Raw genomic sequence first — 15,141 nt, 5'->3', positions numbered from 1 at the left:
CGCGAGGAGTGCAGCGAAGCGGAGCCCCGCAGTCGCGAACGAAGGGCCAGTTCGGTGAGCGCGAGGAGTGCAGCGAAGCGGAGCCCCGCAGTCGCGAACGAAGGGGTGAATTCGTGAGCGGCGGGGAGCGGTCCGTCGTGGGCCGGCGCGCGTTGACGTACGCCGTGCTGCTCTGCCTGGCTGGTGCGGGCCTGGCGCTGTGGGCCGCGACGCGTAGCTGGTCGGTCGAGCTGACGGTACGTCCGGCGCCGCTGGCGCCGGTGCGCGACACCCGCAGCGGGGCGAGCCTGCTGCCCTGGCTGCCGGCGTTGGCCCTGGTGACCTTGGCCGGGGGCGGCGCGGTGCTGGCCACCCGGGGCCGCCTGCGTCGGGTGCTCGGGGTGCTGCTCGGCGTGCTCGGTCTGGCCGTGGCGGCCGGCGGCGGCTATGGGCTGGTGGCCGACGTGGGCGGCGCGGTGAGCCGGCAGTGGCCGGCGCTGTGCCTGCTCGGCGGCCTGCTGGCCGCCGTGGGTGGCTGGTGGACGGCGCTGCGCGGCGGTGACTGGCCGGCGATGGGCGCCCGGTACGAACGTCCGGCGCGGACCGCTCCGGAGGCCGCGTCGGCGCAGAGCGACCCGGCTGGGCCGCCGACGCCGCTGGCGGGGCGGCGGACCACCGAGGCATGGGACGCACTGGACCGGGGCGAGGACCCCACGGCCGACTGACCCGACGGATGACTGACGCGCTGGCGGGCTGACGCGGTGGCCGCGGTGGCTGACTGACGCGGCGGCGGCGGGCGGTCAGCCGACCGGCTGGCGCTCCCACTGGGCGCGGCTACTGGTGGCGCGGGCGGCGGTCAGTTCGGCGACCAGGCGGTTCAGCTCGGCGCGTTGGTCGGCGCGGGCCCGGTCGGCGCAGACCGCCTCCCAGGCGTTGCCCCGTGCCGTCCGCATCCGTCCCTCGCCCACCACGGCCCGTTCCACGCTGTGCACCACTCCGACGGCGAGCGACGCCACCGTCCGCGAGATGGTGGTCAGTCCGATGGTCGGGTGCGGCTCGGAAATGCTCATGGTCACCTCGCACGAGGAGTTGCTGCGGTCGGGGCAGGCGCGTCATCGAGTCTGCCCGAGGACGATGCTCGCCGGTCGACGTTTCGCCGCGGTGACCGCCCGGTCAACTGTCCCGCCTCGGCCATGACCAGGCACCGTCCGTTCGGCCTTGAGCTTGCTCACAGGATCGATCGACATCGCTGCGGCCGGGCGCAGAGGGGAAACTGGTGGCATGATCGATGGATCGGCCCGGTCTGACTGCGGCCGCCAGGCTCCATACCGCGTGACGGTGGTCGATACCGGAGGTGGCGCTGCGTGACAACCCCTTTACGGCAAGTCGGCCATTATGCCGCAGCCCTTTTCGTGAGCAGCGCCATACCCCCGGCATTCGGCGTCGGTCGGCTGCCCCTAGCATCGGCCCATGACGCCCGGAGAGGGGAGTCCGTTCGTGACTGCTGAGCATGCGCACGCGGAGGGGGACGAGGCCGGCCAGGCAGCGTCCGTAAGCGTGCTCGACGAGATCCTGGCTGGCGTACGTGAAGACGTCGCCCGCCGCCAGGAGCAGGTTCCGCTGGAGCGGATCCGTGAACTGGCAGCGGCGGCGCCGCCGCCGATGGACGCGTACGCGGCGCTGCGTAAGCCCGGCGTGGCCGTGATCGCCGAGGTGAAGCGCTCGTCGCCGTCCAAGGGTCGGCTGGCCGAGATCGCCGACCCGGCCGACCTCGCGGTCGACTACGCGGCCGGTGGGGCGCGGGCGATCAGCGTGCTGACCGAGGGGCGCTGGTTCGGCGGTTCGCTGGACGACCTGGCGGCTGTCCGGGCTGCGGTCACCGTGCCGGTGCTACGCAAGGACTTCGTGGTTTCCAGCTACCAGATCCACGAGGCCCGCGCGCACGGTGCCGACCTGGTTCTGCTGATCGTCGCCGCACTCGAACAGAACGTCCTGATGGGCCTGCTGGAGCGGATCGAGTCGCTGGGCATGACCGCTCTGGTCGAGGTGCACGACGAGGAAGAGGCCGACCGCGCGCTCGAGGCCGGCGCGCAGGTGATCGGGGTCAACGCCCGTGACCTGCGTACCCTGGAGGTCGACCGGTCGGTGTTCGAGCGGATCGCGCCGGGCCTGCCCAGCAGCGTCGTCAAGATCGCAGAGTCCGGCGTTCGTGGCCCGCACGACCTGATCCGGTACGCCTCCGCGGGCGCCGACGCGGTCCTCGTGGGCGAGGGCCTGGTCACCCAGAAGAGCCCCCGCGAGGCGGTCGCCGAGTTGGTCAACGCCGGCAACCACCCGGCAACGCCCCGGCCGGTGCGCTGAGCCCGCGCCGGTCTGACGTCCCACCGAGAGGATTCCCGATGAGCGCCGACGCGCTGGCCCCGGTGGCCGGCCCGCAGCCCGACTCCGCCGGCCACTTCGGCCGCTTCGGCGGACGGTTCGTTCCCGAGGCCCTGGTGGCCGCGTTGGACGAGCTCGACGGGGCGTGGCGTACGGCGATTGCGGACGAGTCCTTCCGGGCCGAGTTCGGCGCGTTGCTGCGCGACTACGCCGGCACGCCGTCGCTGCTCTACGAGGCCCGGCGGTTCTCCGCGAAGGTCGGCGCGCGGGTGCTGCTCAAGCGGGAGGACCTCAACCACACGGGTGCGCACAAGGTGCGCAACGTGCTCGGTCAGGCGCTGCTCACCAAGCGGATGGGCAAGACCCGGGTGATCGCGGAGACCGGCGCCGGTCAGCACGGTGTCGCCACCGCGACCGCCGCCGCCCTGTTCGACCTGGAGTGCGTGGTCTACATGGGCCAGGTCGACACCGAGCGGCAGGCGCTCAACGTGGCCCGGATGCGGATGCTCGGCGCGACCGTCATTCCGGTCACCAACGGTTCGCGCACCCTCAAGGACGCGATGAACGAGGCGATGCGCGACTGGGTGGCCAACGTCGACGAGACGCACTACCTGATCGGCACCGCCGCGGGCCCGCACCCGTTCCCGGCGATGGTGCGCGACTTCGTCCGGGGCATCGGTGACGAGGCCCGCCAGCAGTGCCTGGATCTCACCGGCGGGCTGCCGGACGCCGTCACCGCCTGCGTCGGCGGCGGCTCCAACGCGCTCGGCATCTTCCACGCGTTCGTGGGCGACGAGGCCGTGCGGCTGTACGGCTTCGAAGCCGGCGGCGACGGGGTGGCCACCGGCCGGCACGCGGCGAGCATCACCGGTGGGTCCGCCGGGGTGCTGCACGGCACCCGCACCTTCGTGCTCCAGGACGCCGACGGGCAGACCCTGGAGTCGCACTCGATCTCCGCCGGCCTGGACTACCCCGGCGTCGGCCCCGAGCACGCCTGGCTGCACGACACCGGCCGGGCGAGCTACCTACCGGTCACCGACGACGAGGCGATGGCCGCCTTCGAGCTGCTCTGCCGCACCGAGGGCATCATCCCGGCGATCGAGAGCGCACACGCGCTCGCCGGCACCGTCGCGCTCGCCCCGAAGCTCGCCGCCGAGCTGGGCCGGGAGCCCACCATCGTGGTCAACCTCTCCGGGCGGGGCGACAAGGACGTGCACACCGCCGGCGACTACTTCGGCATCCTCGACAAGGAGCAGTGAGATGAGCCGGATCGGGGTGGCCTTCGACAAGGCCCGCGCCGACGGACGGGCACTGCTGGTCGGCTGCATGCCGGCCGGTTTCCCCACCGTCGAGGGCAGCATCGCCGCGATGACCGCCATGGTCGAGGCCGGCGTCGACGTGATCGAGGTGGAGATCCCCTACTCCGACCCGGTGATGGACGGGCCGGTGATCCAGCGGGCCAGTGACATCGCGCTGGCCGGGGGCGTACGCACCGCGGACACGATGCGCATCATCGAGGCGGTGGCGGCCACCGGCGCTCCGGTGGTGACAATGACCTACTGGAACCCGGTCGAGCGGTACGGCGTGGACGTCTTCGCCCGTGACCTCGCCTCCGCCGGCGGCACCGGCCTGATCACCCCGGACCTCATCCCCGACGAGGCCGACGAGTGGTTGGCCGCCTCGGACGCGCATGGGCTGGACCGCACGTTCCTGGTCTCGCCGTCGTCCACCGACGCCCGGCTGGCGATGACGGTGCGGCACTGCCGCGGCTTCGTCTACGCGACCGCCGTGATGGGGGTGACCGGTGCCCGGGCGCGTACCTCCGACGCCGCCCCGACGCTGGTCTCCCGGGCCCGCGCGGTCACCGACCTGCCGATCGGTGTCGGCCTGGGTGTGGGCACCGGCGCGCAGGCCGGCACCGTCGCCGGTTACGCCGACGGGGTGATCGTGGGCAGCGCCCTGGTCCGGTGCGTGCTCGACGCGTCCACCGAGGCCGACGGGCTGGCCGCTCTGCGAACCCTCAGTGCCGAACTCGCCGAGGGCGTCCGCAACCCCACCCGCTGAGCCCGTCCCCGCGTTGAGCCTGGCCGCGCGTTGAGCCCGGCCCCGCTGAACTCGGTCCGGATGGACCCTCGGCGCTCGTGCCGGCGGGGCGGCCGACCGGACCGCGCAGCGCGGGGGTATGTCTGTCTGTTGAGCGTTATACCTGTGAGTCATATCTATGACTCACAGGTATAACGGTCAATCGGATGGGGCCGGGGGCGAGGCTGCCCGCGACCACGCGGCAGACCTCGGAATGGTTGCGGGCCCGTCAGGGGTGCAGGGACGGATCCGCAGCCTCGCCGCGCTGCTCCGGTGGCTGCACCGCCCCCGGACGCCCGTCCTGGCCGGTCCGCGGCCGCTGCGCGTCCTGGCCGGTTGTCGGCCGGCCCTCCTCGGCTGGGCGACCTGCCGGCAGTGGAGCGGAGGCGGCGGAGGCGGCGGAGGCGGCGCGCACGCAGGGAACCTCGCGGAGCACGCCGGAGCGGCCGGCGGTCGCGTCGGTGACGGCGGCCCGGGTGAGTGGGGTGACCACTTCGGGCAGGGCGTCGGGCGAGTGCCAGGACAACTGGCAGCCCGGCGGTGGGTCGGTAGCGGGTCGGACCCCGGCCGCGCGGGCTCGGAACACGTGCGCGAGGACGTCCGGCAGCGGCCCGGCGCGTCCGGCCGCAGCCTCCCCCGGAGGGCCGGTCAGGTGGTACAAGCCGACCAGGTCGATCAGCTCGATGTCCCAGCCGGTCTCCGCGCGGATGTCGCGTAGGGCCGCCCGTACCGGGCCTTCGGCCGGGCGCAGCCGCCCGCCGGGCAATGCGTAGCGGCGCGCCCCGCGTCCCTGCTGGCAGAGCAGCACCCGACCGGTGTCGTCGGTGACGACCGCGGCGACCGCCCAGGTGAGCGCGCTCATGGACAAAGAGCCTACGACGGTGCAAACCAGAAGTCACCGGGATGCGCGCTCCAGCGGCCCGGGGTGCCGCTGCGGGGGTGTGCAGCGGTAGCGTGTGCACCCGTGACCCTCGCCTCGCTCTCCCCCCAGGCGGCCCTGCCCAGTCCCAGCACCGCGGTCTGGCAACTCGGGCCGGTGCCGATCCGGGCCTACGCGCTCTGCATCATCGCCGGCATCGTGCTGGCCTGCTGGGTGACGGAGCGCCGGCTGCGGCAGCGCGGCGTCGCGCCCGGCGCGGTGCTCGACATCGCCGTCTGGGCGGTGCCCGCCGGCATCATCGGCGCCCGGATCTACCACGTGGTCACCTCACCGGAGAAGTACTTCGGCGCCGGTGGGGACCCGATGAAGGCGTTCGCCATCTGGGAGGGCGGTCTCGGCATCTGGGGCGCGGTCGCCGGTGGCGCGGTCGGTGCCTGGATCGCGGCCCGACAGCTCGGCATTCCGTTCGGCGTGGTGGCCGACGCGCTGGCACCCGGGCTGCCGCTGGCCCAGGCGGTCGGCCGGATCGGCAACTGGTTCAACAACGAGCTCTTCGGTGGCCGGACCACCCTGCCGTGGGGCTTGGAGATCCATCGGATGGACCCGGACAACCCCGGGCACGCACTCCGGGACGACGCCGGGCAGCCGATCCTCGAACCGGGTCTCTACCAGCCCACCTTCCTCTACGAGGCGCTGTGGAACCTCGGCGTCGTGGCCCTGGTCCTCATCCTCGACCGCCGGCTCAAGCTGGGCCGGGGCCGGGCGTTCGCGCTCTACGTGATGGGTTACACCGCTGGCCGGTTCTGGATCGAGCTGATGCGCACCGACGAGGCCAACCAGATCCTCGGCGTCCGGCTCAACGTCTGGACCGCCGCCCTGGTCTTCGTCGGCGCCCTGATCTACTTCGTGCGGGTGCGTGGCCCTCGGGACTACCTGATCCCGCTCGGCGCGGCGGCGACGACGACCCCGCCCCCCACGTCCGACCTGTCCCAGGTCGACCTCTCCGAGCGGGAGACCCCCGCGCGGGCCGCCGCGCCGGAGGGCTACCGGGTGGTGAACGAGGAGCAGTACGCCGCCTGGCAGGACACCGGTGTCGTACCGCCGGCGGACGACGACTCCCGGCCGGATGACGGCGAGCCGTCCGGCGACGCGGCCGCCGCCGACCTCGCGTCGAGCGACGACGAGCCGGCGGACGAGCCGGCCCCCGCTCGCACCGACCGGGCCGACGCCACCGGCGCGCGTCCCGCCGACCGGGACAGCTGAGCGGGGGCGACACCAATGCGAAGCGCGGTGGTGGTCGGCGCAGGGGTCGGTGGCCTCGCGGTGGCCGGCGCGCTGGCCCGTTCCGGCTGGCAGGTCACCCTGTTGGAACGCGCCGAACGGGTCCGTCCCGAGCCGACCGCCGTGGTGCTCTGGCCCAACGGCGTCCGCGCGCTGCAAGCCCTCGGCCTCGGCGCCGGCCTGGCCGCCATCGCCACCCCGTTGCCCGACGGCGGAATTCGTCGCCCGGACGGGCACTGGCTCGTGCAGCCCCGGCCCATCCCGGCCGACCGGATGCCGGTGGTGGTGCACCGGGAGGATCTGCACGACGCGCTGATCGCCGGCCTCGGCGAGCGGGTCGAACTGCGGACCGGGGTGACCGTGCGCCACGTCCGCGTCGAGCCGGGCGAGCGACCGGGAGTCAGCGACGGGCGGCACACCATCGAGGCCGATCTGGTGGTCGCCGCCGACGGCACGGACAGTGGCATCCGCCGCCAACTCGCGCCCGAGTCCCGGGTGATCAGCTCCGGCTGCGCCGCCTGGCGGGCCGTCATTCCCTGGTATCAAGCGCCTCGACTCCCCGACGACCAGCCGCTGGCCGGCGAGATTCTCGGCGCGGGCTATCGGTTCGTGGCCGCCTCGTTGGGCCAGCGCGGCTCCTCGGGTGGGTCCACCCGTGGCGGCATCTACTGGGTGGCCACCGCGGCCGGAGCGCCACGCCCGGAACCACCGGAGACCCAGCTCGCCCTGCTGCGTCGCTGGTACGCGGGCTGGCCCGCGCCGGTCGGCGCGCTGCTCGACGCCACCGACCCGGCCGACCTGGTCCAGCAGGAGGTTCGCGAGCTGCGCCCGCTGCCCCGGGCGTACGGCTTTCCGGTCGGGCCCGGCGGGGTGGTGCTGCTCGGCGACGCGGCCCACGCCATGCCGCCGCACCTCGGGCAGGGCGCCTGCCTCGCGTTCGAGGACGCCGCCACACTCGCGTCGCTGCTGCGGGAGGCCCGGCTGCCCGACGCCGTCCAGGCGTACGACCGGGTGCGCCGCCCCCGGGCCGCGACCGTGGTCCGGCAGACCCGGCGGATGTCGGCGGTGCTCCAGACCCGGGGCCGGTTGGCGCTGCGCGCCCGGGACGCCGCACTTGGCACGATCAACTCGCGACTGCTCTCCAGCGCCGCCGCCTCCGCCGCCCAGTGGCGTCCCCCGGCCTGACCGGTGGCGGGGCAGGTCAGGGGATGAGGGCGGCGGGTTCGGCGATGCAGGCGGTGCCGATTCGGCGGAAGCCGACCCGCAGGTAGACCCGGGCGATGTCCTCGCTGCCGGCGGAGAGGAAGATCAGCTCGGTGCCGGCCGCCAGCAGCTCCCGGGCCAGGGTGGCGGTGAGCGCGGCGCCCAGCCCGCGTCGGCGCGCGGACGGCAGGGTGGCCACCCCGGCGATCTCCGCGACGTCATCCACCCGCATCGCCATACCGCTGGCCAGCGCGCCCTCGGTCGGCGTGCCGGCCAGCGCGGAGATCCGTCGGCCGTCGGCGATCCGGGCGCGCTCCTCGTCGAGCGCGGCCAGTTCGAGTTCGGTGACGGCGGCGTCGCGTTCGGCCGGGCCGGCGTCACCGGGGGCGGTGCCGGCGGCGGCGAACGACACCGCTGCCACCGCACGACGGGCGGCGACGTCGGCGGCGAAGCCGGGGGAGTCCGCTGCCAGCACCCGCACCGCCGCGTCGGAGAGCGTCGCCGGGTCGGGCAGCGCGCTCGGGTCGAGCACCATCAGCGGCGCCTCCAGCACGCTGAGCCCCGCCGAGCGGGCCACCGCCAGCAGTTCGGGGGTCGTCTCGTGCACCCACTCGAAGGCTTCCGGCAGGCCCAGCTTCCGCTGGCGCTCGCGCGCCGAGGTCACGTCGGCCAGCGACGGTGGTTCGGTGGCGTCGATCCGCGGGCGGGCGTAGAACGGCCAGCCGGCGCCTTCGCGGACGAACAGCACCAGCCCGCCATGATCCTCCGCACCGGCGACGTCGCGGGGCACCGCGTCGTAGAAGCGTTCCAACCGGTCGAAGACGTTCTTGTGTCGCGGATCCACCGCGCGAGACTACACGTCCCAGCCAGTGGACGGTGTGATCAATCTCGGGTGGCCGTGCGACCCCGGCCCTAACGTAGACTCAATAGACCCACGGGCCGACGTCGTCCCCACCATGATCCAACCTGAGTGACGACAGGAGGCCCGGTGGCTCAGCCGTACGCGGACACAGCACAGCCGCACCCGCACAGCCCGCAGGCGTCCCCGACGCCCCACGCCCGTCCGCCCGCCCAGGGCCTCTACGACCCAGCGCAGGAGCACGATGCCTGCGGCGTGGCCTTCGTGGCGGACCTGCACGGGCGGCGTTCACACTCGGTGGTCGCCAACGGGCTCGGCGCGCTCTGTCGGCTGGACCACCGGGGCGCCCGTGGCGCGGAGCCCAACACCGGCGACGGCGCGGGCATCATGATCCAGGTGCCCGACGCGTTCCTGCGCGCGGTGGCCGACGTCGCGCTTCCCCCGGCCGGCGAGTACGCCACGGGGCTGGTCTTCCTTCCCGACGACGATGTCGCCGAGGCGCGTGCGCGCCGGGTGGTCGAGAAGTACGCGCTGGTCGAGGGCGCCGACCTGCTCGGCTGGCGGGACGTGCCGATCGACCCGAGTGACCTGGGCGAGACCGCCCTGGCGGCGATGCCCCGGGTCCGGCAGCTCTTCCTGGCCGCGCACCGCCTCACCGACGCGCCCGACGGGCCGGCCGGCTCCCCGCTGCGCGGCATCGAGCTGGACCGGGTGGCCTTCTGCCTGCGTAAGCAGGCCGAACGGGAGACCGCCGAGCGGGGCGTCCCGGCGTACTTCCCGTCGCTGTCCAGCCGCACCATGGTCTACAAGGGCATGCTCACGCCCGACCAGTTGCCGGCGTTCTACCCGGACCTGCGCGACGAGCGGGTGGACAGCGCCATCGCGCTGGTGCACTCCCGCTTCTCCACCAACACCTTCCCGTCCTGGCCGCTGGCGCACCCGTACCGGTTCATCGCCCACAACGGCGAGATCAACACGATCCGGGGCAACCGCAACTGGATGCAGGCCCGCGAGGCGCTGCTGCGCTCGCCCAACGTGCCGGGCAACATCCGGCGGGTCTTCCCGGTCTGCACCCCCGCCGCCTCCGACTCGGCGAACTTCGACGAGGTCCTGGAGTTGCTGCACCTGGCCGGGCGGAGCCTGCCGCACGCGGTCCTCATGATGATCCCCGAGGCTTGGGAGAACGACCCGGGGATGGATCCGGCGAAGCGTGCCTTCTACCGCTTCCACGCCAGCCTGATGGAGCCGTGGGACGGTCCGGCGTCGGTGGCGTTCACCGACGGCGAGATCGTCGGCGCGGTGCTGGACCGCAACGGGCTGCGCCCGGGGCGCTGGTGGCAGACCGACGACGGGCTCGTGGTGCTCGGCTCCGAGGCGGGGGTGCTCGACCTCGACCCGGCTCACGTGGTCGCCAAGGGGCGACTCCAGCCGGGCCGGATGTTCCTGGTCGACACCGTGGCCGGGCGGATCGTGCACGACGAGGAGATCAAGTCTGAGTTGGCCGCCGCCCAGCCGTACGGCGAGTGGCTGCACGCCGGGCTGATCGAGCTGAACGACCTGCCGGCCCGCGAGCACACCGTCTACACGCACGACTCGGTGCGCCGCCGGCAGCAGACCTTCGGCTACACCGAGGAGGAGCTGAAGATCCTGCTCGCTCCGATGGCCCGCACCGGCGTCGAGCCGCTCGGTTCGATGGGTACGGACACCCCGATCGCGCCGCTGTCCACCCGGCCGCGGCTGCTCTACGACTACTTCCACCAGCTCTTCGCCCAGGTCACCAACCCGCCGCTGGACGCCATCCGCGAGGAGTTGGTGACCAGCCTGGCGTCGACCATCGGGCCGGAGGGCAACCTGCTCGACCCGAATGCCGCGAGTTGCCGGCAGATCGTGCTCCCGCACCCGATCATCGACAACGACGAGCTGGCGAAGATCCTCTCCATCGACGAGGACGGCGACCTGCCCGGCTTCAAGGCGGTCCGGGTCTCCGGGCTGTACCGGATCCGGGAGGGCGCCACCGGGATCAAGGCGCGGCTGACCGAGATCTGCCGGCACGTCTCCGAGGCGATCGAGGACGGCGTGCGCATCCTGGTGCTCTCCGACCGGGACTCCAACGCCGACCTGGCGCCGATTCCGTCGCTGCTGCTCACCGCCGCCGTGCACCAGCACCTGGTGCGCGAGCAGACCCGTACCCAGGCGGCGCTGATCGTCGAGTCCGGCGACTGCCGGGAGGTGCACCACGCGGCGGTGCTGATCGGCTACGGCGCGGCGGCGGTGAACCCGTACCTGGCGTTCGAGTCGGTGGAGGACATGATCCACACTGGCGCGCTGGCCGGGGTGGAGCCCGCCGCGGCGGTGCGCAACTACGCGAAGGCGCTCGGCAAGGGCGTCCTGAAGATCATGTCGAAGATGGGCATCTCGACGGTCTCCTCGTACTGCGGGGCGCAGGTCTTCGAGGCGGTCGGCCTGGACAGCCGGCTGGTCGAGCGCTACTTTCGGGGCACACCCAGCCGCATCGGCGGGGTGGGTCTCGCGGGCGTGCACACCGAGGTGGCCGCCCGGCACGCGCTGGCCTGGCCGCCGGCCGGCACCGCCATCTCCGACCGGCTGGAGGTCGGTGGCGAGTACCAGTGGCGCCGCGAGGGTGAGCTGCACCTGTTCAACCCGGAGACGGTCTTCCTGCTGCAACACGCCACCCGCAGCCGGCAGTACGACGTCTTCCGGCAGTACACCGCCAAAGTCGACGCGCTCGCGGCGCAGGCCGGCTCGCTGCGCGGGCTGTTCACCCTGCGCACCGGGGTCCGCCCGGCGGTGCCGATCGAGGAGGTCGAGCCGGCCACCGAGATCGTCAAGCGGTTCGCCACCGGCGCCATGTCGTACGGGTCGATCTCGGCGGAGGCGCACGAGACGCTCGCCATCGCCATGAACCGGCTCGGCGGCAAGTCCAACACCGGTGAGGGCGGCGAGGACGTCGAGCGGCTGCACGACCCGGCCCGCCGTTCGGCGGTCAAGCAGATCGCCAGCGGCCGCTTCGGTGTGACCAGCGAATACCTGGTCAACGCCGACGACCTCCAGATCAAGATGGCCCAGGGCGCCAAGCCGGGCGAGGGCGGTCAGCTGCCCGGCAACAAGGTCTGGCCGTGGATCGCCCGGACCCGGCACGCCACCCCCGGGGTGGGTCTGATCTCCCCGCCGCCGCACCACGACATCTACTCCATCGAGGACCTCGCCCAGCTGGTGCACGACCTGAAGTGCGTCAACCCGGCGGCCCGGGTGCACGTCAAGCTGGTCAGCGAGGTCGGCGTCGGCACCGTCGCCGCCGGGGTGGCGAAGCTCAAGGCGGACGTCATCCTGATCTCCGGCCACGACGGCGGCACCGGCGCCTCCCCGATGAACTCGCTCAAGCACGCCGGCACCCCGTGGGAGCTGGGGCTGGCCGAGGCGCAGCAGACGCTGTTGCTCAACAAGCTGCGCGACCGGGTCACCGTGCAGGTCGACGGCCAGCTCAAGACCGGCCGAGACGTGCTGATCGCGGCGCTGCTCGGCGCTGAGGAGTTCGGCTTCGCGACCGCGCCGCTGATCGTCGAGGGTTGCGTGATGATGCGGGTCTGCCACCTGGACACCTGCCCGGTCGGCATCGCCACCCAGAATCCGGTGCTGCGGGAGCGCTTCACCGGCAAGCCGGAGTTCGTGGAGAACTTCTTCCTCTTCCTCGCCGAGGAGGTCCGGGGTTACCTAGCCGAGCTGGGCTTCCGGTCGATCGAGGAGGCGATCGGGCAGTCCGAGCTGCTCGACGTGCTTCCGGCGGTGACGCACTGGAAGGCGCACGGGTTGGACCTGGCACCCGTCCTGCACCTGCCGGAGCTGCCCGCCGGTGCGGCCCGACGCGGGATCCGCGCCCAGGATCACGGCCTGGAGCAGGCGCTCGACAACGAGCTGATCGCGCTGGCCCGTCCGGCTCTGAAGGATGGGGCGCCGGTGCGGGTCGAGGTGGCGGTGCGCAACGAGCACCGCAGCGTCGGCGCGATGCTCGGCGGCGAGGTGACCCGTCGCTTCGGCGGCGCCGGCCTTCCCGAGGACACCATCGAGTTCGTGCTGCACGGCACGGCTGGGCAGTCGTTCGGCGCGTTCCTGCCGCGCGGGGTGACCCTGCGCCTGCACGGCGACGCCAACGACTATGTGGGCAAGGGCCTCTCCGGGGGCCGGCTCATCGTCCGTCCGGACGCCGCCGCGCCGTTCCTCGACCCGGACGCCGAGCCGGGGCAGCGGGCCGAGGATCAGATCATCGCCGGCAACACCATCCTGTACGGGGCCACGGCGGGCGAGGTCTTCCTGCGTGGCCGGGTGGGGGAGCGGTTCGCGGTGCGCAACTCCGGCGCGATCGCCGTGGTCGAGGGCGTCGGCGACCACGGCTGTGAGTACATGACCGGCGGCACGGTGGTGGTGCTCGGCGCGACCGGCCGGAACTTCGCGGCCGGCATGTCCGGCGGCACTGCTTTCGTGCACCACCTGGACCGGGCCCGGGTCAACGCGGAGCTGGTCGACCTGATGCCGCTGGGCGAGCAGGAGCAGTCGCTCCTGCACGAGCTGGTCCAACGGCATGTGGCCGAGACCGGGTCGGCGGTCGCCGAGGAGCTGCTCAAGCGGTGGCCGGAGGCGGTTGCCGAGTTCACCGCGGTGGTACCCCGCGACTACCGCCGGGTGCTGGAGATCATGCGGGCCGCCGAAGCAGCCGGCCGCGACGTCGACGACGCGGTGATGGGCGCGCTCAGCGCACCCGCCGCGCCGGTGCCGCCCGCCCCGCGGGTGGCTGCCCAGGAGGTGGCACGTGCCTGACCCGAACGGTTTCCTGCGCTACGACCGGCGCCTGCCGGCCCGCCGCCCGGTGCCGGTGCGGATCAGCGACTGGCGGGAGGTGTACCCGCCGGCCGGCGAGGAACTGGTCCGTGAGCAGGCCACCCGATGCATGGACTGCGGCATCCCGTTCTGCCACGACGGCTGCCCGCTGGGCAACCGCATCCCGGACTGGAACGACCTGGTGCGGACCGGCAACTGGGATGCCGCGGTGGAGTCGCTGCACGCCACCAACAACTTCCCGGAGTTCACCGGCCGGCTCTGCCCGGCGCCCTGCGAGGCGGCCTGCGTGCTCGGCATCTCCGGTGGTCAACCGGTGACGATCAAGCAGGTCGAGGTGGAGATCGCCGACGCGGCCGCGGCGCGGGGGTTCACCCCCCGCCCGGTGCCGGCGCCGTCGGGCCGGTCGGTCGCCGTCGTCGGCTCCGGGCCCGCCGGCCTCGCCGCCGCCCAGCAGCTGGCCCGCGCCGGTCACGCGGTGACGGTGTACGAACGCGACGACGCGATCGGTGGCCTGCTCCGGTACGGCATTCCCGACTTCAAGTTGGAGAAGCGGCACATCGACGCCCGGTTGGCCCAGCTCATCGCCGAGGGGGTGCGCTTCCGCACCGGCGTGAACGTCGGGGTGGACGTCACCGCCGAGCAGTTGCGCGCCGAGCACGACGCGGTGCTGCTGGCCGCTGGGGCGTTGCAGGGCCGGGACACCCCGGAGACCCCGGGGCGGGCGCTTCGGGGCGTACACCAGGCGATGGCGCACCTGGTCGCGGCGAATCGCGCGGTCGCCACCGCGGCCACCGACCAGGCCGGCGTGGTGGCCATCGGCGAGCGTCGGCTGGCGCGGGCGGTGTTGCCGGACGGCACCCCGATCGACGCGGCCGGCAAGCATGTGGTGATCATCGGTGGCGGTGACACGGCGGCCGACTGTCTGGGCGTCGCGCACCGCCAGGGTGCCGCGGGCGTGCACCAGCTCGACCTGTACCCGCAGCCGCCGCAGGAGCGCGACGAGGCACGGGATCCGTGGCCGACCTGGCCGTGGGTGCTGCGCAGCTACCCGGCGCACGAGGAGGGTGGCGAGCGGGTCTTCGCCGTGGCGGTGCAGGAGTTCGTGGACGACGGCACCGGCCAGGTGCGGGCGGTGCGGATCGCCGAGGTGACCGTGGAGAAGCACGATGGCCGGCGGGTCGTCACCGTGGTGCCGGGTTCCGAGCGGGAGTTGCCGGCCGATCTGGTGCTGTTGGCGATCGGCTTCGAGGGCACCGAGCAGCAGCCGCTGCTGGCCCAGTTCGGTGTGGCCCGCAACCCTCGGGGCGCCATCGACGCCCGCGACGACTGGCAGACCGAGGCCGACGGGGTGTTCGTGGCCGGTGACATGCACCGGGGCGCTTCGCTGATCGTCTGGGCCATCGCCGAGGGGCGGGCGGCCGCCGCCGCCATCCACGGCTATCTGGGCGGTGCTGGTGTGCTGCCGGCCCCGGTGGGCCCGGCCACGCAGGCTCTCGCCGCTCGGTGAGTTGAGGACGTCCGGTCGGCGCGGCAGGTTGCTGCCGCGCCGACCGGACATTCCCGCTGGTGAAGCCGCTCACAAATATGGGCAAAAAGGTTTAGGTCGGCAAGACTTGCCGGCTGC

General features: G+C 73.3%; 11 protein-coding genes. 8 read left to right on the top strand and 3 right to left on the bottom strand.

Annotated features, from left to right (window positions below):
- Positions 1 to 113: 113 nt before the first annotated feature.
- Entirely contained in the window at positions 114 to 704 is a 591-nt protein-coding gene (locus AC5L30_RS14515; protein WP_494867769.1) for a Trp biosynthesis-associated membrane protein, read from the top strand.
- Between the two features lie 75 nt (positions 705 to 779).
- Here the strand turns inward: AC5L30_RS14515 and AC5L30_RS14510 are convergent, their stop codons facing one another.
- A complete protein-coding gene (locus tag AC5L30_RS14510; RefSeq protein WP_494867768.1) occupies positions 780 to 1,049 on the bottom strand; it encodes a hypothetical protein in 270 nt (89 codons plus the stop codon).
- Positions 1,050 to 1,536: 487 nt separating this feature from the next.
- On the opposite strand from AC5L30_RS14510, the gene trpC reads away from it, so the two are divergent.
- Genes trpC through trpA form a run of 3 tightly spaced genes read left to right on the top strand, consistent with a single transcriptional unit; the run spans position 1,537 to position 4,422 of the window.
- Positions 1,537 to 2,340 (top strand): indole-3-glycerol phosphate synthase TrpC, encoded by an 804-nt coding sequence (gene trpC, locus AC5L30_RS14505; protein ID WP_030334428.1) that lies wholly within the window; start codon positions 1,537 to 1,539, stop codon positions 2,338 to 2,340.
- A 38-nt stretch (positions 2,341 to 2,378) separates the two neighbouring features.
- Entirely contained in the window at positions 2,379 to 3,617 is a 1,239-nt protein-coding gene (gene trpB / locus AC5L30_RS14500; protein ID WP_494867767.1) for a tryptophan synthase subunit beta, read from the top strand.
- Position 3,618: 1 nt separating this feature from the next.
- On the top strand, positions 3,619 to 4,422 hold the full coding sequence (trpA, locus tag AC5L30_RS14495) for a tryptophan synthase subunit alpha (protein WP_494867766.1): 804 nt from the start codon (positions 3,619 to 3,621) through the stop codon (positions 4,420 to 4,422).
- Between the two features lie 247 nt (positions 4,423 to 4,669).
- Here trpA and AC5L30_RS14490 read toward each other — a convergent pair whose 3' ends face one another.
- Positions 4,670 to 5,302 (bottom strand): NUDIX hydrolase, encoded by a 633-nt coding sequence (locus AC5L30_RS14490; RefSeq protein WP_494867765.1) that lies wholly within the window; start codon positions 5,300 to 5,302, stop codon positions 4,670 to 4,672.
- Between the two features lie 102 nt (positions 5,303 to 5,404).
- On the opposite strand from AC5L30_RS14490, the gene lgt reads away from it, so the two are divergent.
- Together lgt and AC5L30_RS14480 are read left to right on the top strand one after the other, a co-directional pair.
- Positions 5,405 to 6,583 carry a prolipoprotein diacylglyceryl transferase gene (gene lgt / locus AC5L30_RS14485; protein WP_494867764.1) on the top strand — a complete coding sequence of 393 codons (1,179 nt, stop codon included), beginning with the start codon at positions 5,405 to 5,407 and terminating at the stop codon, positions 6,581 to 6,583.
- 15 nt (positions 6,584 to 6,598) lie between these two features.
- Positions 6,599 to 7,786, top strand: coding sequence for an FAD-dependent oxidoreductase (locus AC5L30_RS14480; RefSeq protein WP_494867763.1), 1,188 nt, complete (start codon positions 6,599 to 6,601; stop codon positions 7,784 to 7,786).
- A 16-nt stretch (positions 7,787 to 7,802) separates the two neighbouring features.
- Here AC5L30_RS14480 and AC5L30_RS14475 read toward each other — a convergent pair whose 3' ends face one another.
- Positions 7,803 to 8,648, bottom strand: coding sequence for a GNAT family N-acetyltransferase (locus tag AC5L30_RS14475; RefSeq protein ID WP_494867762.1), 846 nt, complete (start codon positions 8,646 to 8,648; stop codon positions 7,803 to 7,805).
- 144 nt (positions 8,649 to 8,792) lie between these two features.
- On the opposite strand from AC5L30_RS14475, the gene gltB reads away from it, so the two are divergent.
- Positions 8,793 to 13,496 carry a glutamate synthase large subunit gene (gene gltB / locus AC5L30_RS14470; protein WP_494867760.1) on the top strand — a complete coding sequence of 1,568 codons (4,704 nt, stop codon included), beginning with the start codon at positions 8,793 to 8,795 and terminating at the stop codon, positions 13,494 to 13,496.
- On the top strand, positions 13,489 to 15,024 hold the full coding sequence (locus tag AC5L30_RS14465) for a glutamate synthase subunit beta (RefSeq protein ID WP_494867759.1): 1,536 nt from the start codon (positions 13,489 to 13,491) through the stop codon (positions 15,022 to 15,024). The genes gltB and AC5L30_RS14465 overlap by 8 nt, the downstream gene beginning before the upstream one ends.
- Positions 15,025 to 15,141: the final 117 nt, after the last annotated feature.

The organism is Micromonospora sp. BQ32 (assembly GCF_059358895.1).
Note: the sequence above shows the minus strand (reverse complement) of the source record. Positions and strands in the feature narration are given on the sequence as shown.